Annotated in this window: 16 protein-coding genes; 14 read left to right on the forward strand and 2 right to left on the reverse strand. The window is 41.7% G+C overall.

Annotated features, from left to right (window positions below; genetic code table 11):
* Positions 1 to 9: 9 nt before the first annotated feature.
* The 14 genes from QR40_RS05425 to rbsD all read left to right on the forward strand — a co-directional run bounded on the left by QR40_RS05425 (position 10) and on the right by rbsD (position 24,220).
* Positions 10 to 2,070, forward strand: coding sequence for a beta-galactosidase (locus QR40_RS05425; protein WP_152614171.1), 2,061 nt, complete (start codon positions 10 to 12; stop codon positions 2,068 to 2,070).
* Positions 2,071 to 2,385: 315 nt separating this feature from the next.
* Positions 2,386 to 11,760, forward strand: a complete 9,375-nt coding sequence (locus QR40_RS29525; RefSeq protein WP_052430711.1) for a sialidase domain-containing protein — start codon at positions 2,386 to 2,388, stop codon at positions 11,758 to 11,760.
* A 262-nt stretch (positions 11,761 to 12,022) separates the two neighbouring features.
* Positions 12,023 to 12,874 (forward strand): putative manganese transporter, encoded by an 852-nt coding sequence (locus QR40_RS05435; protein WP_027296158.1) that lies wholly within the window; start codon positions 12,023 to 12,025, stop codon positions 12,872 to 12,874.
* Between the two features lie 74 nt (positions 12,875 to 12,948).
* Positions 12,949 to 13,650 carry an MBL fold metallo-hydrolase gene (locus QR40_RS05440; RefSeq protein ID WP_044293810.1) on the forward strand — a complete coding sequence of 234 codons (702 nt, stop codon included), beginning with the start codon at positions 12,949 to 12,951 and terminating at the stop codon, positions 13,648 to 13,650.
* Between the two features lie 38 nt (positions 13,651 to 13,688).
* Positions 13,689 to 14,708, forward strand: a complete 1,020-nt coding sequence (locus QR40_RS05445) for a LacI family DNA-binding transcriptional regulator (RefSeq protein WP_044293812.1) — start codon at positions 13,689 to 13,691, stop codon at positions 14,706 to 14,708.
* 270 nt (positions 14,709 to 14,978) lie between these two features.
* A complete protein-coding gene (locus tag QR40_RS05450) occupies positions 14,979 to 16,640 on the forward strand; it encodes a glycoside hydrolase family 13 protein (protein WP_044293813.1) in 1,662 nt (553 codons plus the stop codon).
* Positions 16,641 to 17,045: 405 nt separating this feature from the next.
* Complete coding sequence (locus tag QR40_RS05455; protein ID WP_044293815.1) at positions 17,046 to 17,606, forward strand: sigma-70 family RNA polymerase sigma factor; 561 nt, start codon at positions 17,046 to 17,048, stop codon at positions 17,604 to 17,606.
* Positions 17,603 to 18,607, forward strand: coding sequence for a DUF4179 domain-containing protein (locus QR40_RS05460; RefSeq protein ID WP_044293817.1), 1,005 nt, complete (start codon positions 17,603 to 17,605; stop codon positions 18,605 to 18,607). Before QR40_RS05455 ends, QR40_RS05460 begins: the two co-directional genes overlap by 4 nt.
* A 165-nt stretch (positions 18,608 to 18,772) precedes the next feature.
* Positions 18,773 to 19,198, forward strand: a complete 426-nt coding sequence (locus tag QR40_RS05465) for an RrF2 family transcriptional regulator (RefSeq protein ID WP_027296164.1) — start codon at positions 18,773 to 18,775, stop codon at positions 19,196 to 19,198.
* Positions 19,199 to 19,276: 78 nt separating this feature from the next.
* On the forward strand, positions 19,277 to 19,585 hold the full coding sequence (gene trxA, locus QR40_RS05470) for a thioredoxin (protein WP_027296165.1): 309 nt from the start codon (positions 19,277 to 19,279) through the stop codon (positions 19,583 to 19,585).
* A 247-nt stretch (positions 19,586 to 19,832) separates the two neighbouring features.
* A complete protein-coding gene (locus tag QR40_RS05475) occupies positions 19,833 to 21,563 on the forward strand; it encodes a Na/Pi cotransporter family protein (RefSeq protein WP_044289684.1) in 1,731 nt (576 codons plus the stop codon).
* Positions 21,564 to 21,832: 269 nt separating this feature from the next.
* The gene (locus tag QR40_RS05480) at positions 21,833 to 22,825 is read left to right on the forward strand and encodes a LacI family DNA-binding transcriptional regulator (RefSeq protein ID WP_044293819.1); all 993 of its coding nucleotides are present in this window, start codon (positions 21,833 to 21,835) and stop codon (positions 22,823 to 22,825) included.
* Positions 22,826 to 22,848: 23 nt separating this feature from the next.
* Positions 22,849 to 23,745 (forward strand): ribokinase, encoded by an 897-nt coding sequence (gene rbsK / locus QR40_RS05485; RefSeq protein WP_044293821.1) that lies wholly within the window; start codon positions 22,849 to 22,851, stop codon positions 23,743 to 23,745.
* A 64-nt stretch (positions 23,746 to 23,809) separates the two neighbouring features.
* A complete protein-coding gene (gene rbsD, locus QR40_RS05490) occupies positions 23,810 to 24,220 on the forward strand; it encodes a D-ribose pyranase (protein ID WP_044293823.1) in 411 nt (136 codons plus the stop codon).
* Positions 24,221 to 24,227: 7 nt separating this feature from the next.
* Here rbsD and QR40_RS33520 read toward each other — a convergent pair whose 3' ends face one another.
* Entirely contained in the window at positions 24,228 to 24,311 is an 84-nt protein-coding gene (locus QR40_RS33520; protein ID WP_416389829.1) for a DUF6783 domain-containing protein, read from the reverse strand.
* 56 nt (positions 24,312 to 24,367) lie between these two features.
* On the reverse strand, positions 24,368 to 24,940 hold the full coding sequence (locus tag QR40_RS05495) for a CDP-alcohol phosphatidyltransferase family protein (protein ID WP_242849159.1): 573 nt from the start codon (positions 24,938 to 24,940) through the stop codon (positions 24,368 to 24,370).
* Positions 24,941 to 24,956 lie beyond the last annotated feature (16 nt).

Genomic DNA, 24,956 nt, shown 5'->3' on the forward strand with positions numbered 1-24,956 from the left:
GAGGGTCTTATGACAATTGAAAAGAGTATAAAACTGGATAAACTAGCACTTGGTACCTGCTATTATCCGGAACATTGGGACAGGTCTCTATGGAAAGATGACCTGAATAGAATGAAAGAGGCAGGTATTGAAACAATTCGGATTGCAGAGTTTGCCTGGAGCAAAGCAGAACCTTTGGAAGGGCAGTTTACCTATGAATTTTTCGATAATTTTTTAGATATTGCTGAAGAAACTAAGATGCAGGTAATTATGGGGACGCCCACAGCAACCCCTTCGGCATGGCTTACACAAAAATATCCGGAAGTGTTAAACTGTGATATCAATGGAGTCCCGTTTCGTCATGGGGCAAGGCGGCATTACAATTATAACTCAAAAAAATATCAGGAGCTCAGTGCCCGGATTGTAACAAAAATGGCACAGCATTATGGTAAGAGGAGTTCCGTCATAGGCTGGCAGATCGACAATGAATTAAATTGTGAGACAGACGTATTCTATTCTGAAAGTGATACGCTGGCATTCCGGGAATACCTTAAGAACAAATATAAAGATCTGGATGCTTTAAATGCCGCATGGGGAACAGTCTTCTGGAATCAGACATACACCGAATGGGAGGAAATCCATGTACCACGTACCACCATTAGTAATTCCACAAATCCCCATGAGGTAATGGACTATATCCGATTTATATCAGACAGTGCCTGCCGTTTTGCCAAGATGCAGAGTGATATTCTAAGGACGTACAAGAAAGATTCCGATTTCATTACGACGAATGGAATGTTCTCCCACCTGGATAACCACCGCATGACAAAGGAATCCCTGGATTTTTATATGTACGATTCCTATCCTAATTTTGCATACTGCCTGTGCGAGGATCCGCTGCATTCAGATGATTTAAATGACCGGAAATGGAGCCGTAATCTGACAGAAGTTAGATCGGTTTCCCCAAACTTTGGTATTATGGAACAGCAGTCGGGTGCCAACGGGTGGAATACCCGGATGGAAGCTCCGGCTCCAAAACCCGGGCAGATGACACTTTGGACTATGCAGAGCGTAGCACATGGTGCAGATTACATCAGCTATTTCCGCTGGCGTACTGCGATTATGGGAACCGAGATTTATTGGCATGGCATTCTGGATTATGCCAACCGGGATAACAGAAGACTGGAGGAAGTACGGGAGATACATGGGAAATTTCGGAAAATAGGAGAACTGGCGGGAAGCAGATATCAGGCATCCTTTGGTGTAATCAAAGACTATGATAATGTCTGGGATGCAGATCTGGATGTATGGCATCAGCGTATGGAAAAAGTAAGTCAGAAGGGAATTTTTGAGGCGGCACAGTTAACCCATACGCCGATGGATTACGTCTATCTCACAGAGGATGTATCCTTGCAGGAACTATTAAAGTATCCACTATTATTCTATCCCCACGGTATTATTATAACAAACAAAAGAAAAGCCCTTTTAGAAGCTTATGTGCAGGAAGGGGGTATCCTGATTCTGGGATGCAGGACCGGATATAAAGACAGAACCGGAAAATGTGTGATGCAGAATCTTCCCGGGCTTATGCAGGATTTGTCGGGAACGGACGTAACAGACGGTACTTTTATCGGGAAAGCAGATGGAAAGGTTATGGTGGGCTGGGAGGATTGCTTGATAGAAGCAGCGGTTTATAACGATATCCTGGAACCGCTTACCAATCAGGCGGAAATACTGGGTACTTATCAGTCTAATTATTATAAGGGGGCAGCAGGACTAATAAAGAATAACTGGGGGAAAGGTAAGGTCTATTATTTTGGGGGAGCTTTTACAAGGGATACGGCAGAGGTTTTCTTAAGGAAGCTTTGTGTGGCAGAACCTTATCAGAATATGTTTGATTTACCCCGGGAGACAGAATTAGCCGTAAGGGAAAAGGATGGCAGACAATATATATTTGTCCTGAACTATAGTCACGAGCCAGTATGGATCTGTTTAAAACAGTCGTTGCTGGACCTGTATACAGGTGCTCAGGTGATGGGGACCATGGAAATGAAACCATATGAGACAAAAGTATTTTTGAGGAACTTATAAAATTTAATAGCAGTGAATGGCCTCTCATGAAGCATAACTTCGTGAGGGGCTTTTTTGTAATTGTGCAATATAGATAGAAATTACTGGAAAAACCTTGATAAATGCATTGGAAAAACGGTAAAAAAGGAAGAAACAAACAAAAAGGAAAAATCTTCTAATATTATATTGAAAAAAGAAATTATTTTTGTAATAATGTTAGGTATATCGACAGGAAACGATTTCCAGTAAGAGAAAGGAGGAGGGGAAAGGAAATCCGGGTTTCCATGTAGGAGAATAACTAAACTTATCTTATGGGATGTGAAAAAGGAGGAAATAATGTATATCAAGCAAAAACAAAAAAGATTTTTAGCGATGATGTTAGCAATTGTACTTGTCGTGTCAGGAATTGTGCCTCAGGGAATGATACAGGTATCTGCACAGGAAAAAACCCAGCCCATATATTCCGGGAGAAATATGAGTATTTCGTCAGCGGCAAATACGGTCAATGTTACAGAGGAATATCTGACAAGGCTTTCAACGCTAAAGGAGGGGACCATTTCAGTAAGATACCGGTCCAATCCCAATCAGGGATTAAGTGCTTTGTTCAGTCTGTCCAGTACAGATCCAGGGCAGGAAAATACTTATGCGGTTGCCTATGTTAATCCAACGGGAAACAAAGCCGGGGTAGAAGTACGTCAGGGAAACAACAGCAATGTAACAAATTATAATCAGGTTAGTGCCACAGCTTCGATTCGTGATGACCAATGGCATACAGTTGTTTATGTATTTGGAAAAACAAAATTCCAGATTTATCTGGACGGAAAGAAGCTTACGGAACAGGAGAAGTCTGGCTTCTTTGATAAAATAACAGAAGCGGATTCCGTTAAAGTAGGTGCGTTGGATCGTGCTCCGGCTAAAGGAGGGACAAATCAATGGGTATTTAGCGGTGACATTGACCTGGTAGAGGTGTATGGACAGGCTCTTTCAGCAGAAGAAGTGGCAGAGATGCAAAAGGCAACTGCTTATGAACCGGTAATTCCCGATGATCCGGAAGATGCGGTCAGAACAGATACAAGGCTATTCTACAATGGATATGAGAATTCTGCTTCATATCGTATTCCATCCTTATTAACAACAACTGAGGGAACTATTATTGCAGCCATTGATAAACGCCAGAGCGGATCTGCAGACCAGGGTAATATTGACACTGTTATCAAAAGGAGCACAGACGGGGGCGTAACCTGGGAGGAAACAAAAACTTTGGTAAATCTCCCATCGGGGCAGAACAGACATGCACTGAGTATTGATGCCAATATGGTCCAGGACAGAAATACCGGTAAAATATTCCTGATGGTAGATATGTTCCCAGAGTCCAATGCAATTATGGATTCTGGAAGTCTGGTAACTTCCTCCGGCTATAAAGAGGTGAACGGAAAGAAGTATCTGATCTTAAGAGATTGTCCAAATTCAGAAAGAGGCAACACTTACACAAAAGAATATACAATCCGGGAAAATGGAATCGTGTACGATGAAGCATCAGGTGAAGCCACCAATTATGTGGTACCTAATCTGGCAGATGGAAAACTATTTGAAAAGATTGCAGTCAGTTCAGCAAATAGGACGAAAGAAGATGGAATCTCGGGAGAAGAAATATTAGGAGAAGAAACATCAGCGGTTGGAACATCAGGAGAAGAAACATCGGAGAATGGAACACCAGAAGAGGAAACATCAGAGAATGGAACACCAGAAGAGGAAACGAAAGAAGAAGCACCAGATACAATAACCGAAGAAAATACAACAGGGGAAGAAACAACAGAAGCAACCATAAAAGAAACAGCAGAAGAAGTATCCAATAAAGATGAAACAGAGTTGCTATCCAAAGTTATCGGAAATCCAATACTGATGGAAGATGATGGCGAAGTACTGGAAGCGGAGGGTGAACCGGAATCTGGTCAGATAAGTGAGCAGGTATCTAAAGCCCAGCCGGCAAATGCAAACGATGATGCAGACCAACTGCAGTACGCCGGCAACATTTATCTCTATACCGGAACTGAGGCGGCGCCATTAAAAGCAGTCAGAACATCACATCTCTGGATGGTCACAAGTGAAAATGATGGTGTAGACTGGTCTGAGCCAATTGATCTGAACGGTCAGATCAAAGAAAACTGGATGCTATTTACCGGCACGGGTCCGGGAGTAGGCATGCAGATGAGCAATGGACGTTTAATACTTCCGGTATATATTACAAACAGTAATGTAGGCGGGAGTCAGTCAGCAGCGGTAATCTATAGTGATGATGCCGGTGAAACATGGCACATGGGTGAAACCGTAAATGACGGAAGAGTACTTAGCAACGGAACCATACTGCAGACGAAAACCATGAATAACAACGGCGCAATGATGACAGAATCCCAGGCAGTGGAGGTAACAAATGCAGCAGGAGAAAAAGAACTGAGACTGTTCTGCAGAAACCAGGGTGGGAATGTAGCCATAGCCACCAGTAAAGACGGAGGAGAGACCTGGGAGAATACCCTGAAGTTTGATTCCGTATTAAGGGATGCATATTGTCAGCTTACGATTGTTCCTTATCCATATGAGGTGCCCGGATATGAGGGTAAGGAAATGTTTCTTTTTGCTAATCCGGACAGTACTTATGCGGCTGGTCGAAACCATGGAACCCTCCGTCTTGGATATTATGAACCACAGACAGATGAATTTGTATGGATTGCATCCAGATTAGTGGAAGCTGGAAATTATGGATATTCATGCCTTTCCGTTTTGGGAGAAAATAAAATCGGATTATTCTGGGAAGGAACAAACCTGGATCAGAATTATACCACGTTTAATTTACAATGGCTGATGGCTGACAAGACGCCGGTGGAAAGGACAGCACCAGCCGTACAAGGTGTCAGATGGGAAGGAAGCAGGATTGAAGTAACATTTGACCAGCCAATGATGGTAATAGGCAGCCCCCATCTGGAAGCAAGCGCTGACGGAGAACCTGTTTCTATGGAATATGATTCCGGCAGCGGCACGACGAAGCTATTATTCCGTCCGGGGACGGATGACACACATGAGCTGACGTTCCGTAAAATAACAGCTGAAGGCAGGGATTTTTACGGCAATGCGCAAAATATCGGGGTAGCCGAAGGCGGATTTGACGGATTTACCATACCTGCATCCCACGGACCGTCCATCGAAACCGTTATCAAACCAGGATACAGTTCCATTAAAATTAATTTTGTTCCGGCAGAAGGCATCACAGAGTATGATATCTACCGAAGTGAAGATGAAAATGGAACTTATGAAAAGATCGGAAGCACCAAGGGTACCTCTTATATTGATCAGACAGGGGCAGGAAAGACCTATTATTACCAGGTGCGGTCCAAAGATGGGAACAAAGTATCGGATAAAATATGTAATAACAGCCCAACCGGCATAGAATCAATGAAAGAAAATGCTGTTCTGTACCAGGATCTTGCAGGGCAGAAATTTAATGGAAGCACATTGGTTGATGCGAGTGAAAAAGCTGCAGAAGTAGGCAAACTGTCAACAGGATCCGTCCTGATTAAATTCCGGACAACTGATAAAAGTGGTAATCTCATGATGCTGATGGGAAAAACTGCGGGGGAATCCACAGCGATCAATGGATCCGTAAACAAAGCCTCCTTTTATTTGGAAAAATCGGATAATCTTATGCGATACCGTGCAGATATGAAACACACCAGAGCATCTGTTGCCGGAATTGATTATGCCGACGGAGAGTGGCATACAGCGATGGTGACCCAGGCAGACAGCGGATATGTCTTCCGGTTTGCAATTGACGGTGTAGACAGGGGGAAATTTACGGGAGATAGCAATAAAGGATTTTTCTCAACCGTACAGAACTTAAACCAGCTCACCATAGGAGGTTACTATAATGGCAATACCCAGACGGTATCCAATGGTTTTAAAGGTGAGATTGCTTACGTAGTGGTAACAGATGAAGCAGCCAGTTTAGAAGATACACTGGAGATTACCAAGTCCGAAAGCGGAATATTATGTGATTTACCGGAGCAGATGTTTGACCAGTCAAAAGATAATACCTGGGTATTTACCGGTGGAACAGATGTGGAAGGCGGTTACGGCGAAACACAGGGAATCCGAAATTATGTGGGGCAGTTTGAAGAGTATATACGCTGGACAAAAAATGGTGGTGTTATGGGGCGCCAGCGCTATATGATCAATACCGGGAAAGCCGGAAATACAATCGAAGATGTAAAGGACCAGTTTGAGAAACTGGTTGGAAAATATGATCCGAGAGCGCTTGCCGTGATGGTAGGAGAAGAAGATTATCAGGCGGGAACTGAAGGGCTGGAAGCATTTAAGGCATCCCTGCAGACACTGGCAGATAAAGCACTTGGGCTGCGTGATGGCACAGGCTATCTGGTTATTCAGACACCTTATGCCCAGGCAGATGAAAGCCGGAACCAAATGGCTGCTGCTTACGCGGAGGCTGTTCATGAGGTATACGAAGGCTTTAGCGATGCACAGAAATCAAAAGTTATGGTAGCAGACCATCTTAAGAATACAGACCATGAATCATTTAAAAAGAATTGTCTGGATGAACAGGGAAAAATAAATGCATTAGGACATCTGGAAATTGCAAAACAATTTGCAAAAGTGACCTACGGTACCGCAGAAGGATTTCCGGTGAGCGAAGGAGACCTCTCTTTGAGAAAAGTTAAGACCCCTTCAGCGTATTCCGGCGAAGCACCAGGGGTAACGGCATCAGATACACAGTTGACAGTAAATATCCCTGATTCGGTTTTCGAAGGCATTACCGGGTGGCGTTATGAGCTGCTAATTGAAGATCAGACTATAAGCGGCAGATTTATTAATAAGCAGGCAGTGATTGGCGGTCTCCCAACAGGCGCAGGCTATACGTTAACTGTGAAGTCTGAAGACGGGAATACACAGCTTGCAGCCGTTACAGGAACTGTAATGCAAGGAGATGAAGGCCAGATTAAACCGGTTACGCAGACTGAGTTAAATGATCTTCAAAAACAAATGAAAGAAATTGTAGAAAATAAAAAACCGGCAACCTGGTTATTCGTAGGTGACAGCATAACCCACGGCGCCCTGCACACAAAAGGCTATGATTCCATCCATCAGACATTTGAAAAATATATAAAAGATGAACTGGGCAGAAAAGATGATGTGGTAATTAATACAGCTGTATCAGGTGCAACCACAGCGGAGCAGGAGGAAAATTCCAACGAAAGACTGGATAAATACAATGCAGATGTTGTAATCGTCATGCTTGGAACTAACGATGCTTCAAATGAAACGGTTCCAATAGACCGCTATAAAGCAAATCTGGAAAGTATCGTAGATAAAATACATGACAAAGGTGCTGTTGCCGTATTACGGACACCAAACCCGCTCAGGCCGGAAGCCGGAAACAGGGCGGTAAATCTTCCAAGATATGCGGAAGTAATACGTACCGTTGCAGCAGAAAAAAATGCACTGCTAGATGATCATTTTACAGAATGGAGCAAAGAATTAGAAACAAGAGCGTATTTGTGGCAGAATACCTACTGGAACAATGATACCATTCATCCCAATCCAAATGGCCAGTTGAATATGGCTCAGTCGTTGATCCGGGCATGCGGGTTATATAATGAAACCAGCCCTATCTGCAATCTGTCATACGAACTTCCCCATACGGAGGAGCAGAGTGACAAAGCAATAGGAGCAGTTGCATCCGGAGACAAAATTGCAGTTGATATAAAAGTCCTGGAAGAAACTTATGGAAGTACCTTTGGGGTAACTAAAATCCAGGCTGTCTGCGATGGTAAAACATATACTGCCTCTTCAAAAAAAGGGGAAAAGATGATAACACTCCGGAATTTACCCGTAAATAAAACGTATCAGGTTACGGTAAAGGCAGACTTGCTGGAAACCAGTAAATCAGTTACGTTTCAAACAGAAACAGTAGAATTGAAAGAAGGGGAAGTGGTAATCGGACTTGGCTTTTTGGCTTCAAAGCTCACAGACCTGACACCGCCCGCATTGGCTGGGACGTTCTATGTCAGTACGCTGGCACCGGAAGGAACACCTGAATATAGTCTTTGCCAGGGAGAAAAGGATACCGATAATCATAAGTTCGTCATTGAAGGTAACCAGTTAAAAGTAAAAGAAACATTGACAGAAGGCAATACCTATTCGGTAAGGGTAAAAGCAAGTATCGGAGAAATCTCGGAAGAACAGGTATTTACAATCAAAGCCTTAGGCAGGTATCTGATCATTGATGAAGGCAAAATGGAGATTGAGAGCGGACATCCAATTGATCTTACAGAGAAATATATTGAGGAAATAAAAGATTTAGAGGAAGGAACACTTTTTGTAGATTTTACTTCCGCAAATGCATCTATTCAGTCCCTGTTCAGCGTTTCCCTTGGGGATGATACCGCAGCTGCAGCCCAGAATACCCATATGCATGTTTATACCAGCGGGGAAAACCTGGGTGTGGAAATCCGAAATCAAAAGGGAGATCCTGTATTTGATTACAAAGGGGCAGAATTACTAAAAACAGGAGTAATCAGAATTGGTGAACAGAATAAAGTAATTTTCCGGGCAGATAAAGAGAAAGGAAGCTATCAGCTCTTTGTAAATGGCAAGCTGGAATTCGAACTTGCAGCATCCGTCCTTGGAGGGTATAGATATCTGTCTGATATGCCTCATCTGAATACCGTAACGATTGGTGCTACCATGCGCGGCGGTGCTGTGAAATATGCCTATGCAGGCAGTATGGAAAAACTGCAATATTATGGGGTACCGCTTAATGAAGACATATGTAAGTCTATGACCAAAGTGGAAGGATATGAACAGTTAGACCCTCCATTCCACTCAAATGATGCTACCGGTTCTTCTTATTTCAGAATACCGGCTATGCTGACAACTATGCAGGGAACCGTTATTTCAGCCATTGATGCGAGGTTTGGAGGAACCCAGGATGCTCCGAATAATCTGGATACCGCAGTCAGTACCAGCACGGATGGCGGCAGAAGCTGGTCAGAGGGAATACTTCCATTCCATTTTGATGACTTTGCAGATAATGGTCAGATATTTAAAGAAGGATCCTCTGTTTCAGTTGCCGGAAGCGCAGCATTTATCGATCCGGCACTCTTAGAAGACCGCACCATCAATTCCGATGGAAGAATTTTTATCCTGGTGGATGCATTCCCAAGTGCAACCGGCACCTTGTCAGCACAGAAAGGCAGTGGTTATACGCTGGTAGATGGTAAGAAATATCTGAAGCTAAAGAAAGCAGGAGAGACCGAATATAATTATACCGTTCGGGAAAATAATGTAATTTACAATCAGAACGGAGCACCTACGGAATATTCATTAAACGGAAATTTTGAAGTACTTAAAAATGGTGAGCCGTTAACTGTAAAACAAAAGGATATTGAATACAATAATGATACGATTACCACAGTTACGACGGATCAGGATGTAGCTATGAATGTAATGTATGACACATCTGTCTTCCAGGTTCTGCGGACCTCTTATCTCTATCTGAAATACAGTGATGATCAGGGAAAGACATGGTCAGATCCTGTGAATTTAAATGGCATGGTGAAGACGGAAGACATGGGATTCTTAGGTGTAGGACCAGGCAGAGGAATACAGATTGTAGATGGAGAACATAAGGGACGGCTGCTATTCCAGGTCTATGAATATGTAAATGGAGATCAGTGGTGTCATACAATTTACAGCGATGATCATGGCGAAACCTGGAAGCTGGGGGGTAGCCCGCAATTTGACCGGGCAACCGTAGGTTCCATGAGTGAATCCCAGTTAATTGAACTTCCAGACGGTACCCTGCAGGTATTTGCAAGAACCGTCAAAAGCAGAATTGCCACCGCATACAGCAAAGACGGAGGAGAGACATGGACAAACGGAGCGTTAGATGACAGGCTTCTGCTGGCAAGCGGTTCCGGATGCCAGCTGTCCGTAATCAATTATGATGGTTATATAGATGGAAAACGTGCAGTCATTTTATCCGCACCTGTAGAGTCCTCCAGAAGACACGGCGTAATCCGTATCGGTTTAATAAATGATGACATATCGAAAGGGGAGGAATATCCGGAAATTGACTGGAAATACCAGTATGATGTGACGAAAACAGGAGTTTATTTTGCATATTCCTGCCTGACCCAGCTGCCAAACGCAGATGTAGGGATCTTGTATGAGCAGGGGAATACGAGACAGTTCCTGGATAAAATCCGGTATAATACGTATTCTGTGAGTAAACTGACGCAGGATGCCTATGAATCTCAGATATTGGCAGGAACTCAGAATGCGGCAGGCGGAAGAACTTCCATATCCAAACAAAATGATACTTATACCATTCATGCAGATGCCAACGAAGGTTACGAATTTGTCAGATGGACGTTAGACAAAGCAGAAGTCAGCACAGAAGCAGACTTTGCCTTCCAGCAGGGCGGGGAAACTGCATTTGCAGGCAAGACGCTGCACTTTATGGCAGAGTTTCAGGAAGCCGTAAATCCCCCAACCGAGACATTTACCGTCCGTTTCCTTGGAAAAGATGGGAATCTGTTAAAGGCTCAGAATGTGGAAAAAGGCAAAGATGCCACAGCGCCAAACCCACCTGAGATAGAAGGATATGAATTTATCGGATGGGACAAAGACTATTCAAAAGTACAGAGCAACCTGGATGTCATGGCAGTGTATAAGGAAATTGCTGTCCCGTCTGTAAAATATACCGTAAGATTCTTAGACCGGGATGGAAAGCTTCTGAAAGAAGAAACCGTGGAAAAAGGCAAAGATGCCACAGCGCCAAATCCGCCTTCCATAGCAGGTTATACATTTATGGGGTGGGATAAAGCTTATACAAATGTACAGGGAAACCTGGTTGTGAAAGCAACGTATCAGAAGAATCCGGTAAAAGTGGAGAAGATTACACTGAATAAGAAGGGTATACGTCTTGCTAAAGGGAAAAAGGTAAAACTCACTGCAAAGGTGTCCCCTTCCAATGCGGATGAGAAAGCGGTAATGTGGACATCTTCCAATAAAAAAGCAGCCGTTGTGGACAGGCAGGGCAGAATAACGGCAAAAGCACCAGGAACAGCTGTTATTACAGCCGTGTCAAGAGACGGCAGCAATGTGAAAGCCAGCTGCAGGGTAAGGATTGGCTATGGGATAACCTACAAATTAAACAAAGGCAAAAATGCCACATCCAATCCATCAGTTTTCCTGACAAATGAAACCACAAAATTAAAAAAAGCAGCAAGAAAAGGATACACGTTTGCAGGATGGTATACCGATAAGAACTATAAAAACAAAATAAAGGAAATAAAGAAAGGAACGAAAAAGAATATTACCGTATACGCCAAATGGAAAAAGATCAGCGTTGACAGGGTAAAATCCCTGACGTTAAAAACTTCGGGAAAAGACAGAATACGGGTAAGATTTGGAAAAACCAGCGGGGCAGATGGATATCTGGTTAAATATAGTACCAGTAAAGATTTCAGGAAATCTATGGCCAGGGTACGCACCGGCAGAACAAATCCGCTGATCCAAAATCTCAAGACCGGCAGGACTTATTATGTAAAAGTAAGGGCATACAAAATTGATTCTGCAGGAAAGAGAGTTTTTGGAAAATACAGTTCCGTTGAAAAAATAAGGTTAGAAAATAAGTAAGTGACAGGGAAAGTGTCTATTGCCGGCGTGTTGCAGCGCCGGCAGAGACGCTTTTTCTGGTTCACACGGATACAGGCTTATGGAAAAAAACTTATCATTAAGTGAACGTAAATATCATAGCAATATCTGGGCAAATATGGTATAATGCTTCACGGATATGGTGAATATAATAAATAAGATGCGGCATTTAAATTTTCGTGTTGCCGTAATACCGTGTAGGGCATTGTAAGATGCATAACCGGTAGGAAGACAGTGAGGGAATATGTTTACAGAAGCATTACGAGAAGCATTTTTTGATAGTTTACAGATGCTGCCATTTTTATTTGCAGCTTTTTTAATTTTAGAAGCAGTAGAACATTACTCCAGTGGATTTATGAAAAAAGCCCTTTATAAGGTAGGCAAAGCAGGACCGGTAGCAGGCTCAGTTCTGGGATGTATTCCCCAGTGCGGGTTTTCTGTTATTGCAGCAAATCTGTATTCCGGAGGAATCATCACACTGGGAACGCTGCTGGCAGTCTTTATCGCTACATCCGATGAGGCGATCCTGATCCTGATGGGCAATCCCGGCAGAGGAACCGATATTCTCAATTTAATTATAACGAAGATCATAATAGCAGTTGTTGCCGGATATGGAGTAGACATTTTCTTTCGAAGCCGAAGTGAAGGAAAGAAGGAAATCGGGGAAATCTGTGACCACTGCGGCTGCCATGAAGGGCATGGCGGAATTTTAATGCCGGCCCTGCGCCATACGGCAAAAATATTTCTCTATGTATTGGTGTTTAATTTAGTTCTGGAAGTTGCATTGGACTGGATTGGTGCCCAGAGGCTTTCCGAATATCTACTAAAAGATTCCCTGATTCAGCCTTTCATAGCGGCACTGATTGGTATGATACCAAATTGTGCCTCATCGGTTATACTGACCGAGCTGTATTTAAGTGGTGCAATCAGTTTTGCATCCGTCGTATCCGGGCTGTGTACCGGGGCGGGAATTGGTCTGGTAGTGTTATTAAAAATGAATCATAACCCCAAAGAAAATTTGAAAATCGTTGGACTGCTGTACGGAATTTCGGTTGTGGCAGGTGTGGTTATTCAGGTGTTTGGAGGATTATTTTAGTATTAACGCAGTCGTAAATATTTTTGAGGTCACAGAGCATTACACACGCTCTGAAGATCTGAATGGAGGTAAGTATGAAAATCACCTATATACATCACAGTTCATTTTTAGTTGAAGGTTCGGAGTTTTATCTATTGTTTGATTATTTCCAGGGGAAAGTCCCGGATTTATCAGAAGAAAAGCCCCTTTATGTATTTGCAAGCCATCGGCATGGAGACCATTTTTCCAGGGTGATTTTTGAACTTGAAAAAGTTCATCCTAATATCTGCTATATTCTTTCATCCGATATCAAAACGAAGCAGGTTCCGGCAGAATTCCTTTCCAAAACAACTTTTCTGGGAAAAAACATGGAAGAAAGGATAGGAGATCTTGTGGTAGAAACCTTTCATTCCACGGATGAAGGCGTTGCATTTCTTGTAACCGCCGGTGGAAAGACCATTTATCATGCGGGGGATTTAAATGACTGGACCTGGACCTTGGAGCCGGATGACTGGAATGAAAAAATGCGCAGAGTCTATCGGAAGATCGTAGACGGAATAAAAGATAAAGAAATTGATGCTGCATTTCTCCCGCTGGATGGAAGACAAGAAGGGGAATTTTATCAGGGTATGGATTATTTTTTAAGAACCGTACCGGATGTAAAAGCAGTATTTCCCATGCATTTCTGGGAAGATTACAGTGTGATCAAACGAATAAAAGAAATGAAAGAGTCAGAGAGTTACCGTTCTAAAATATACGATATCGCCTATGAAGGTCAGGAATTTCTGATTGATTAGGATTGGCCTTTAAGATTTTGCTAATCAGGGGGATAGATATGGTAAGATTACAGGACATTGCAGATATGGTGGGGGTGAGCCGGACAACGGTTTCCAATGTATTGCATGGGAAAACGAAAAAAGTGTCACCAGAAACAATTCAGAAGATTACAGCGCTATTAAAAGAAGCAGAATATGTTCCAAATATGGGCTCCCTGATACTGACCAATCAGAAGTCAAAACTTATCGGACTTGTGATCGGATATGAAAAGGCCCATGGGAATACGGCTATCGGAGATCCTTTTGTCAGCGAGATGACTGGGGCATTACATGAAATCGTGGAACGCCACGGCTATTATTTGATGCTGATCGGCGGTGAAAATCAGGAAAACGTAATTAATATAGCGTCCAGATGGAATGTGGATGGGCTGATTCTGTTTGCTTATTCGGAAAAAGATTATCTGAAGCTGCAGAAAAAGTTAAATAAACCGATGGTAACAATTGATATCTATCAGGACAAATCCCATGATATGGTGAATATTGGAATCGATGATTTTCACGGAGGATATCTGGCTGGAAAATATCTGCTGGATATGGGATACCGTGATCCCCTCTATCTGGCGGAGTACGAGGAAAATGCAGATGCATACCGCTGGATGGGAATGCAAAAAGCATTGGAGGAAGCAGGGGTTTTATGCATGGATAACAGGCGCATTCTGCTTTCTCATTATGAAACGGTGCGCCTTTGTACATACCGGGAGATGATGCCCCGTTTCCTTAAAGCACAGGCACTTTTCTTTGCTGCGGATTATCTGGCAGTGGAATTTATAAATGAATGCCATGACAGGGGCATTGGAATACCGGACCAGATCTCGGTGGTTGGATTTGATGACAATATGCTTGCCAGAGTGGTACGTCCCAAGCTGACAACGGTACGGCAGGAAAACAGAAAAAAGGTGGCACTGGCATTTGAACGTCTCCTTCAGGTAATGGAAAATAAAACAGTGGAAAATAAAGATACCCGGCTGCCGGTAAATCTGGTAATCCGGGATTCCGTCCGGGACAGATCCGGGAAATAAATGTTAAAACAGTTTACTGTAATAGAAATCTGATGTGCCCCCAATAAGTTGGACTTTATGATTTTACTTATTGGGGGCAGTTCCATGTTATGGCAGGCTGTTTTTTGATTTTGTCGTTTTGTATAATATGCATAAAGCAAATGATAAAGTATTGTTATAATATATAGTTTCGCACGAAACCTATTGACGCTCCAGCATTTCCGATGATATGATGAACTCAGAAAAAAGAAGTAAACTGTACAATTATGAGTCAATAGATGGAGGAAAAACATGAAACAGTGGTGGAAAGAAAGCGTAGTTTATCAAATTTATCCAAGAAGCTTTGCTGACAGCAATGGAGATGGAATCGGAGATTTAAATGGAATAACGGAACACCTGGACTATCTGCAGGACCTGGGCGTTGATGTAATCTGGCTCTCACCGGTCTATCAGTCCCCAAACGATGATAATGGATATGATATTTCTGATTATCAGGCGATCATGAGTGACTTTGGAACCATGGAGGATTATGACAGAATGCTGTCTGAGGCTCATAAACGCGGAATAAAAATCGTTATGGATCTGGTGGTAAACCATACTTCCGATGAGCATCAGTGGTTTGTAGAAAGCAAAAAGAGCAAAGATAACCAGTACCGTGATTATTACATCTGGAAAGAAGGTAAAAACGGCAAAGAGCCGAATAACTGGGGCGGATGTTTTGGAGGTTCTGCATGGGAATATGATAAAGAAACGGATATGTATTTCCTGCATTGCTTTTCCAAAAAACAGCCGGATCTCAACTGGGAAAACCCACAGGTTCGTAAGGAAGTATTCGATATGATGTCCTGGTGGTGCGAAAAAGGAATCGATGGCTTCCGTATGGATGTAATCAGCATGATTTCTAAGGACCCGGCATTCCCGAATGGTGAAGTGAGAAACGGACTTTATGGAGACAATGGCCCATTTGTATGTAATGGACCTCATGTACATGAATATCTCAGAGAGATGAATCAGGAAGTATTGTCTAAATATGATATTATGACCGTTGGTGAAGCAGCAGGTGTTACCATAGAGGAAGCAAAAAAATATGCCGGAGAAACAACCGGGGAATTAAACATGGTATTTCAGTTTGAACATGTGGAACTGGGAGACCACAGAATCGGAAAATGGTCTGCAAAAGAGGTACCTTTAAAAGATTTGCGGGAAGCAATGAACAGATGGCAGATTAATCTGGAAGGAAAGGCTTGGAACAGTTTATTCTGGGATAACCATGACCAGCCAAGAGCCGTATCCAGATTTGGCGATGACAGTCCTATGTACCGTGAAGTATCCGCAAAAATGCTGGCTACCTGCCTTCATATGATGAAAGGAACTCCATATATTTACCAGGGTGAAGAACTGGGAATGACAAATGCATACTTCAGCAAGTTAGAAGACTATCGTGATATTGAAAGCATCAATGCTTATCATGAATATACCGAGAATGGTCTTGCCGGCAAAGAAGAAATGATGAATTGCTTAAAAGAAATCAGCCGTGACAATGCCAGAACCCCTATGCAGTGGAACACGAAAGAGAATGCAGGGTTCACGACAGGTATGCCATGGATTAAAGTTAATAAAAATTACCTCGAAATCAATGCGGAAGCTGAAATGGCAGAGAAAGACAGTGTATATAACTACTATAAAAAACTGATCCGCCTGAGAAAAGAAAATGAGATCATGGTTCATGGCAGATTTAATCCGCTTTTGGAAGAGGACGATCACATTTATGCTTACGAAAGGCTTTGGGAAAGTGAAAAAATTGTAGTGGCATGTAATTTTACAAAAGAAGTGCAGGCATGTGATTTGTTCCAGGGATTAGAAGATGGCAAGGAGTTAATATCTAATTACAAAGAGCATAAAACCGGTGTACTTCAGCCTTATGAGGCAATTGCAGTTTTCTGCAAAGCATAAGTTAAAGGAAAGTCATTAATATAAATGTTTAAAATGTAATATTCAAGATAAAACAGAATCGATAAATATTTAGATATAACAAATTAGATTCATATTGAAGCAGTAAAAAGCTATCAAATCACGTAAGATTTGATGGCTTTTTTTATTGGTTAAAACAAAAATTAAAAAAAATGTTATGATATTGATAGAATTTACCTAAGCCAATACGAAATAATAAGTGTAACAGGTAATACGTAAGCTTACCTGACCGGTCAGAAAAAATATATGGAAGATCAATTTTTTCATATATCATATTTAAATAGTATTACAGGAGCATGTTTGCATTTAAAACCGAATCGTACATTTCGGACACGGCAATTATAAAACACGTTCTGGCAAGCTTGCAATAAATCCATGGGGGAAAAAATGAAAATAAGAGAAGACAATTTTATTGAACAATTAAAAAAAAGAAACGAAAAAGCTCTTATGTATATCATAGACCAGTATGGAGGACTTTTAAAGTCTGTGATTGGAAAACACATGTATGCTTTGAAAGATTATCAGGAGGAATGTTTAAATGACGTTCTCTTAGGGATCTGGAATAATATTTCTTACTTTGAGGAAGAAAAAAATACCTTTAAAAACTGGGCGGCAGGAATTGCCAGATATAAAGCAATTGATTATCTGAGAAAATATGCAAAGGATTTAGAAAATGCAAACTGGGAAGATGTGGTTATTGTAAAAGAAGATGAGGCAATTCAAAGGACGGTGGAACAGGAAATTTCGGATGAACTGGAACTGATGTTGGCTTGTCTGTCACCGGAAGACCGGGAATTATTTCTAAAGTTATATGTAGATGAGCAGGAAATGGACGAAATTAGTGAAGAAACAGGCTTGAAAAAAGCAGTTATTTATAATCGTGTATCCAGGGGTAAGAAGAAAATAAGAGCTTTATTTTCAGATGGGAAAGGAGCAGATATCATATGAATAAAAACATATATGAGTTATTAAATGAAGTAGAGACAGATTTGAATGAATATTCAGACGAACATTTAACGGAAATAGAAAATAAGAGAATAAAGAAGAAGGTGATTCATAATATGAAAAAGAAAAACAGTGGAAAGAAAATAGTGGCTGCTGCATGTGTCTGCCTGTGCGCGGTTGGTCTGGCAGCAGGTCCGTTAAAAGGGGAAGTACAGGCTGCAATGAAATATGTGTCTTATACGATTGCAAATTCACTTGGAATTCAGAAGGATTTATCCCCTTACGAAAGTGTATTGAACCAGTCCGTAAGCGATGATGGAGTGACTATTACATTAAATTCAGTTATCCTGGATGAGAATGAGCTGGTAGTTTCTACTTCAGAAGTTTACGACCGTGAGCTAAAAGAGAATGATATGAGTACGATTAGCGGCAGTATCTATATCAATGGAAGAGATGTAAGCACAGGTGCAAGCGGGGGAACAGCGCTGGCAGACCCGCATACCATGCAAAGTGTAATGCATTATGATATTGAAGGACTCGACACCAGCGGAAAACTGGATTTTGAATTAGTATTCAGTGACCGTGAGGGCGGTGGTAACTGGGAATTTGCATTTGAGGCGGATGGAAGTAAGTTAAGTATCGATACATTCCGACGGGCGCTTGATAATAGTTTTGAACTCCCGGATGGTACCCAGGTTACTTTAAGTGAATTTACCAACAACGCATTGGGAGAAAAAATATACTTCACATATAATACAGATCGCTGCGAATATGATATGAAACTGGAAGGTACGGATGATCTGGGCAATGAAATCAGCTTCTATCTCTCTAGGGCAGGCAGCGGCAGGGGACGCTTCAACATTGATGATTTAAGACCTCATATCGGAGAAAATGCATCTTCCGTTACACTGACGCTTTATGCGGTAGCTTTTCCAAAAGAAAGCGGAAAAATGAGTAACGATTTTGAACAGGTTGGCGAACCTTTTACAATTGAATTAAAGTAATAATACTGAAAATGGAGGCTGCAGACTGCAGCCTCCATTTTGTCGAAATTTAAATAAAAAAATATTGAAATACTACTTGACAAAACGAACTGTAATTGATATTATTACAGTATCAACTGTAACTAACAAGATAACAGATAGATAAAAGAGAAGGTGGGAGGGAATGTGACCAGCGAATTTACAGTGGCAGTCCATGCGATAGTTTTTCTTAATCATAAAAAAACGATTTTAGCCAGTGATGTACTGGCAGAAAATGTCTGTACCAACCCAGCCAGAATACGGAAAGTTATGGCGAAGCTAAAAAAAGCCGGGCTTGTTGTAACCAAGGAAGGTATCGAGGGTGGATATTATTTTGATCAGGATCCAAATGCCGTAAATCTGCAGCAGATTTGTGATGCGTTGGATACCAAGATCGTTTCATCCGGATGGCGTTCGGGAAATTCCTGCTTGAAATGTTTGATAGCTTCCGGAATGGCGGATATTATGGATGAGATCTATGAGGATCTGGATGATGCTTGTAAAAAGCGCCTGAGTCAGATCTCCATACAGAATATTGATGACAAAATATTTAAATCAAAACCTGCACTTTAATTGCAGAATGAAACTTTGCAATAAAGAATAAAATCACAAATATGAGAGATAATACAATAAAAAAAGGAGTAATAGCTTATGAGTCTTATTAAAACAAATGAATCTAGCTTTGAACAAGATGTTTTACAGGCACAGGGACCTGTATTAGTTGATTTTTATGCTGACTGGTGTGGACCATGTAAAATGGTAGGTCCGATCCTGGAGCAGATTGCAGATGAGGATACATCTGTAAATATCGCTAAAGTAAATATAGATGAGAATCCAAATCTGGCTGCAAAATACAAAGTAATGTCCATTCCTACCTTAATGGTATTCCGCAATGGACAGCCGGAGAAGCCAATGGTTGGAGCCGGATCAAAACAACAGATCCTGAACTTAATCGGTTAAACCTAAATTTAAAAATAAATATATAATGAAGAACAGACAGTCCTTTTCACAGTATTTGATTGTAAAGTCATACTGAGGTGCCGGGAACGGCAAAGGAAGGTCTGTTTTTTTGCGTTTTTTAAGGGGTACAGGCTTTGAACTTTAAGAAAATTTTACAAGAACTTTACAAAACTTCGGATTACATTTTACATAGTTATGATAATCTGCCTTTATAATAAAAATTTTACAGGTTTAAGGGAGAAAAGGTATGAATAGTACATTGCAGACGATTTTTGGTCTATTGGGTGGTTTGGCACTATTTATTTATGGTATGAACATGATGAGCGAGGGACTTCAGAAAGCCGCCGGAGAAAGAATGAAGATGATTCTGGGATTTCTGACAAAGAATCCGGTGCTTGGAGTTCTGGCCGGAGCTCTTGTAACAGCAGTTTTGCAGAGCAGCAGTGCAACGACAGTAATGGTAATTGGTTTTGTAAGTGCAGGTCTGATGACATTGCCCCAGGCAATTTCTGTTATTCTGGGTGCTAATATCGGAACAACGATGACAGCCCAAATAATTGCTTTTGAAATTAATGATTACATATGGCCGATTGTATTTATCGGGTTCGTGATTTTCTTCTTCTCAAAAAAAGAAAAAGTAAAGAGTGTAGGTCAGACTATCTTTGCATTTGGTTTACTATTTGTAGGAATAATAACAATGGGTGACGTAATGAAGCCATTAGCTGCCAGTCCGATCTTTACAGATATGATTGCAAAAGTATCTGAAATACCGGTGCTGGGTGTATTGCTGGGAACGGTTATGACTCTGGTAGTACAGAGCAGCAGCGCAACCATTGCAGTTTTACAGAATTTTGCAATTCAGCCGGGAGCGGATGGAGTTACCAGTGTTATCGGACTTGCAGGTGCGATACCGATTCTTCTGGGTGACAACATCGGTACTACAATAACAGCACTTCTGGCATCGGTAGGGCAGTCCAGGAATGCCAAACGTACCGCAGTGGCACATAGTGTATTTAACATAAGCGGAAGTCTGGTGTTTATCTGTATCATCCCATGGTTTGCAAAATTCGTACAGTGGATTTCACCAAAAGGAAATGAAGTTGATGTAATTTCGAGACAGATCGCCAATGCCCATACAACCTTTAATATTGCGAATACGTTAATCTGGCTTCCTTTAATCTGGCTTATGGTTAAGATTGTAATGTGGATTATTCCCGGTAAAGATGATAATGAGGCAAGAGAAAATGAGCCGATGTTTATTGATTCTACCATTGTGAATCAACCGGTATTTGCCCTGCATCTGATTCGTAAAGAAGTAATCCATGTAGCCCAGAACGTCAGGACAGTACTATTGGATTCTAAAAATGCATTTATTAATAGAGATGAGAATGCTTTGAAACAGGCAGAACATATGGCTGAGATGATTGATTCTGTACAGAAAAAGGCAGTGAAGCATATGTCAGGTCTGATGGCTGACGGGGTACTGACAGAAGATCAGGCAAGACAGACGGCATCTTACATGTATGTTCTGGGAGAATCGGAGCGCATGGCACAGAACGGACTGTATATCGCCCGGGCGTCCAGGAGTAAGCAGGAAAAAGGATTCCGATTCTCAAAAGATGCCGTGAAAGAAATTCAGGTGACTATGGAAAGCATCAGTGAGATGCTTGATAATTGTATCAATACGCTTCAGACAGGCAATATCGAAAATGCAGGCAATGTTATATTACAGAAACAGGATATTCTTTCATTAGAGGTGCGTTTACTGAAGAATCATATGGATCGTTTGAAAAAAGGAAAGTGCAGTCCGGATTTCACGGTAGAATTTACAGCAGTGCTGCATAGTCTTGAACGCATGGGAAATAACTGTATGAGTATAGCCGAAGTATTAACAGAGGATTTAGACCTTAGTCATGATATACAGGATATAAAAGAACTGGTAAATGGAAATGGACAGCCGACTTCGGTCGCTGTATAGTCAGTCTGGAAAGGACGGAAATGGGAAAGCAATATTCCTGTTTCCGTCCTTTTGTGCAGTCTCTCAGTTTTTGAGTATAATCTCAAATATATTTTATTTAGTGAAATTATATAAATCCTATGTGGAATTCACAGGGAAATAATATAAATAATATCTGAAATGATGAAAAAAAGAATTCAGGCAAATAACGTTTGACACCCAATACAGCAAAGAATATAATATAAATATCTTGAAACGGGTTTCAAAGTGATGACATGGAGGTTCTGTATATGGTAAGTATTCGTGATGTGGCAAAAATAGCGGGAGTTTCTCCGGCTACGGTATCCAGAGTTATGAATGAAACAGCAAATGTAGATGAGGAAAAGAGGCAGAGGGTTTTAAATGCAATACAAGAAACCGGTTTCAAACCAAATGAAGTAGCCCGTTCCCTTTTTAAAAGGTCTTCCCGGATTATCGGAATGATCGTTCCGAATATAGAAAATCCATTTTTCAATGAACTGGCAAAGGCGATTGAAGAGGAAAGCTATCGGCGGGGATATCGTTTAACCCTTTGCAATTCGAATAATGATCTGGAGAAAGAAAAGAAGAATCTGAGTTTACTGGACCGGATGAATGCAGATGGTATTATTCTAATGACAAACCAGGAGAAGATGGAGAACGAGGTGCACAAATGCAGGATACCGGTTGTGATGATCGACCGGCAGCTAGATGGAGGCGGGGAAAGTGCCTGCATTCAGTCCGATCATTATACTGGAGGCAGGATAGCAATGGAATATCTGATATCCTGCGGCTGTGAGCATATCGTGCATATGAGAGGACCGCTCAAGTTTTCCAGTGCACGGCGGCGTTATCAGGGATATCAGGATGTCTGCCGTGAAAGAGGGCTGCAGGAATCGGTTATTGACTGCAGGTATGATTATGAGGATGGACTGAACAAGGCAAGGGAGATTCTGGAAAAGTTTCCGCAGACAGATGGTATTATTGCCGCGAATGATATGGTAGCTATTTCCGTATATAAGGTTCTGATAAGAAAGGGATACCGTATTCCTCAGGACATACAGCTTATTGGATTTGACAATATCAGCCTCAGCAGGTTAGTGACACCGGAGCTGACAACAGTATCCCAGCCCATTGGTGAAATGGGAAAGGCAGCTGTGGAAGCATTGATTCGTGCAGTAGAAGGAAAAGAGGCTATAAAGAAATTATTTGAAGTGAAGCTGATAAAAAGGGAAACAACGTTAAATACGTCTAATGAAATTTAAAGAGTGCAGAAAAGGAGAATAGTATGAAAACAGCAGTAGTAGGGAGCATTAATATGGACATGACGGTAACAGCAGAGCGTATACCGTTAAAGGGGGAGACCTTACGCGGGGAAGATGTACACTATATACCCGGTGGGAAAGGCGCGAACCAGGCTGTAGCTATGGCAAAGCTGGGAGCTCAGGTTGAGATGTTCGGATGTGTGGGAGACGATGATGCAGGAGCAGCCTTGCTTGAGAATCTCCAAAACGCAGGGGTTATTACAGATCATATAAAAGTCATACCTGACGTATCAACCGGGCTGGCATTGATTACGGTAGGTGAAAATGACAATACCATTATCGTTGTTGCCGGAGCAAATAATTGCGTGGATCGGGAATATGTGGATCAAATTCTGGATGAACTGCGGAAATGTGATATTGTACTGCTTCAGCATGAGATTCCGCAGGAAACGATTGAATACGTCATAGAAAAATGTTATGAAAGTCAGGTGAAAATTGTCCTGAACCCAGGTCCGGCAAGACCTGTCAGAAAAGAGATTCTGGATAAGGTTACCTACCTGACTCCAAATGAACACGAAGCAGTCATATTATTTGGAGATGAAATGACTACCGAGGAACTGTTGAAGAAATATCCGGAAAAGCTGATTATTACCCAGGGCAGCAGAGGCGTAGCAACTTGCCTGAATTCAGGAGAGATCCTGGTAGTACCGGCAAGAAAAGCAAACGTCGTTGACACCACCGGAGCCGGCGATACTTTAAACGGGGCATTTACCGTTGAAATCGCCAGTGGAAGTGATATAAAAAATGCACTGCAGTTTGCCAATACAGCTGCAAGTCTGTCAACAGAGAAGTTCGGAGCCCAGGGGGGGATGCCATGCCGAAGTCAGGTGCTGAATGCTATGAAGGAGATGGAAGTGTGAAAGTTTCTTTCAAACTGCTGCTTATTAAAGCACTGGTGGTCAGCGATATGCAGGAGGTATAAAGATGAAAAAGCATGGAATTTTAAATAGCGATATCTCAGAAGTATTATCTAATATGGGGCATACAGATTTAATCGCAATCGGAGATTGCGGACTGCCCATTCCCGATGGAATAAGGAGAATAGATTTAGCATTAAGTTTCGGACATCCTGGATTTATGGAAGTATTAAAAGTAGTATCAGAAGATATGAAAATAGAAAAACTGATTTTGGCAGAGGAGATCAAAGATAAAAATCATGAGATGCTGTTGGAAATTGAAAAATTATTTGCTGATCAGCAAGAGGGTCCGGAAATCGTGTTTATATCCCATAGTGACTTAAAAAACAGAACAAAATCCTGTAAAGCGGTGATACGTACCGGCGAGATTACGCCATATGCAAATATTATTTTACAGTCGGGATGTATTTTTGCTTGATAGAGCTCTAATTCGGGGCAAATCTCCCACAAAGTGGGGCGTGCAGATGGCAGGAATGAATTTTCAAACACGCTCTAGAACAGCCAGTCACAACAAAAGGATGAGTGAACTTTTCATAGGACTGGCTGTTGCTTGTTTACAGATATCTTATTTTTCTTTATGCATTTGGGCAAATACCGGTATGTACATAAACAGGGAAAGCAGCATGAAACCAATGCAGATGACGATCAGTACGTTTGCTGCAGCCAAAGGGATGCTTGGAAAAAGGAAAAGTATGAACATAATGACATACAGTACCGCTGTACATACTTTACCAAACCACATAGCACCATTTAGCATCTTGCCCTTTCTTAGCAGCAGAATTCCCATGATGCCCATAAAACCTTCTTTTATGATGAAGAGAATTAAGAGAGGCATCATCCACTGAAAACGAAATACAAGGCAAAGTGCCATAGCCCCCTGAGTCAGCTTATCTGCAATGGGATCCAGTGCTTTGCCTAAAGGGGTAATCATATGAAAGCGTCGGGCTATTTTCCCGTCAAACATATCGGTTAATCCGGAGACTGCTACAATGATGGCGGCTATTCTGTAATCAGTTATGCTGTCAGCAGTAATGTAGCGCCATACGAAAACCGGTATCAGGATGATACGGAAATACCCCATAAGATTGGGGATGGTGAACAGTTGCTTTTTAAGCGGCATATCGTGATTAAGATCCATGTAACAAAGCTCCTTC

It is taken from the genome of Robinsoniella peoriensis (genome assembly GCF_000797495.1).
Classification (GTDB): Bacteria; Bacillota; Clostridia; order Lachnospirales; family Lachnospiraceae; genus Robinsoniella; species Robinsoniella peoriensis.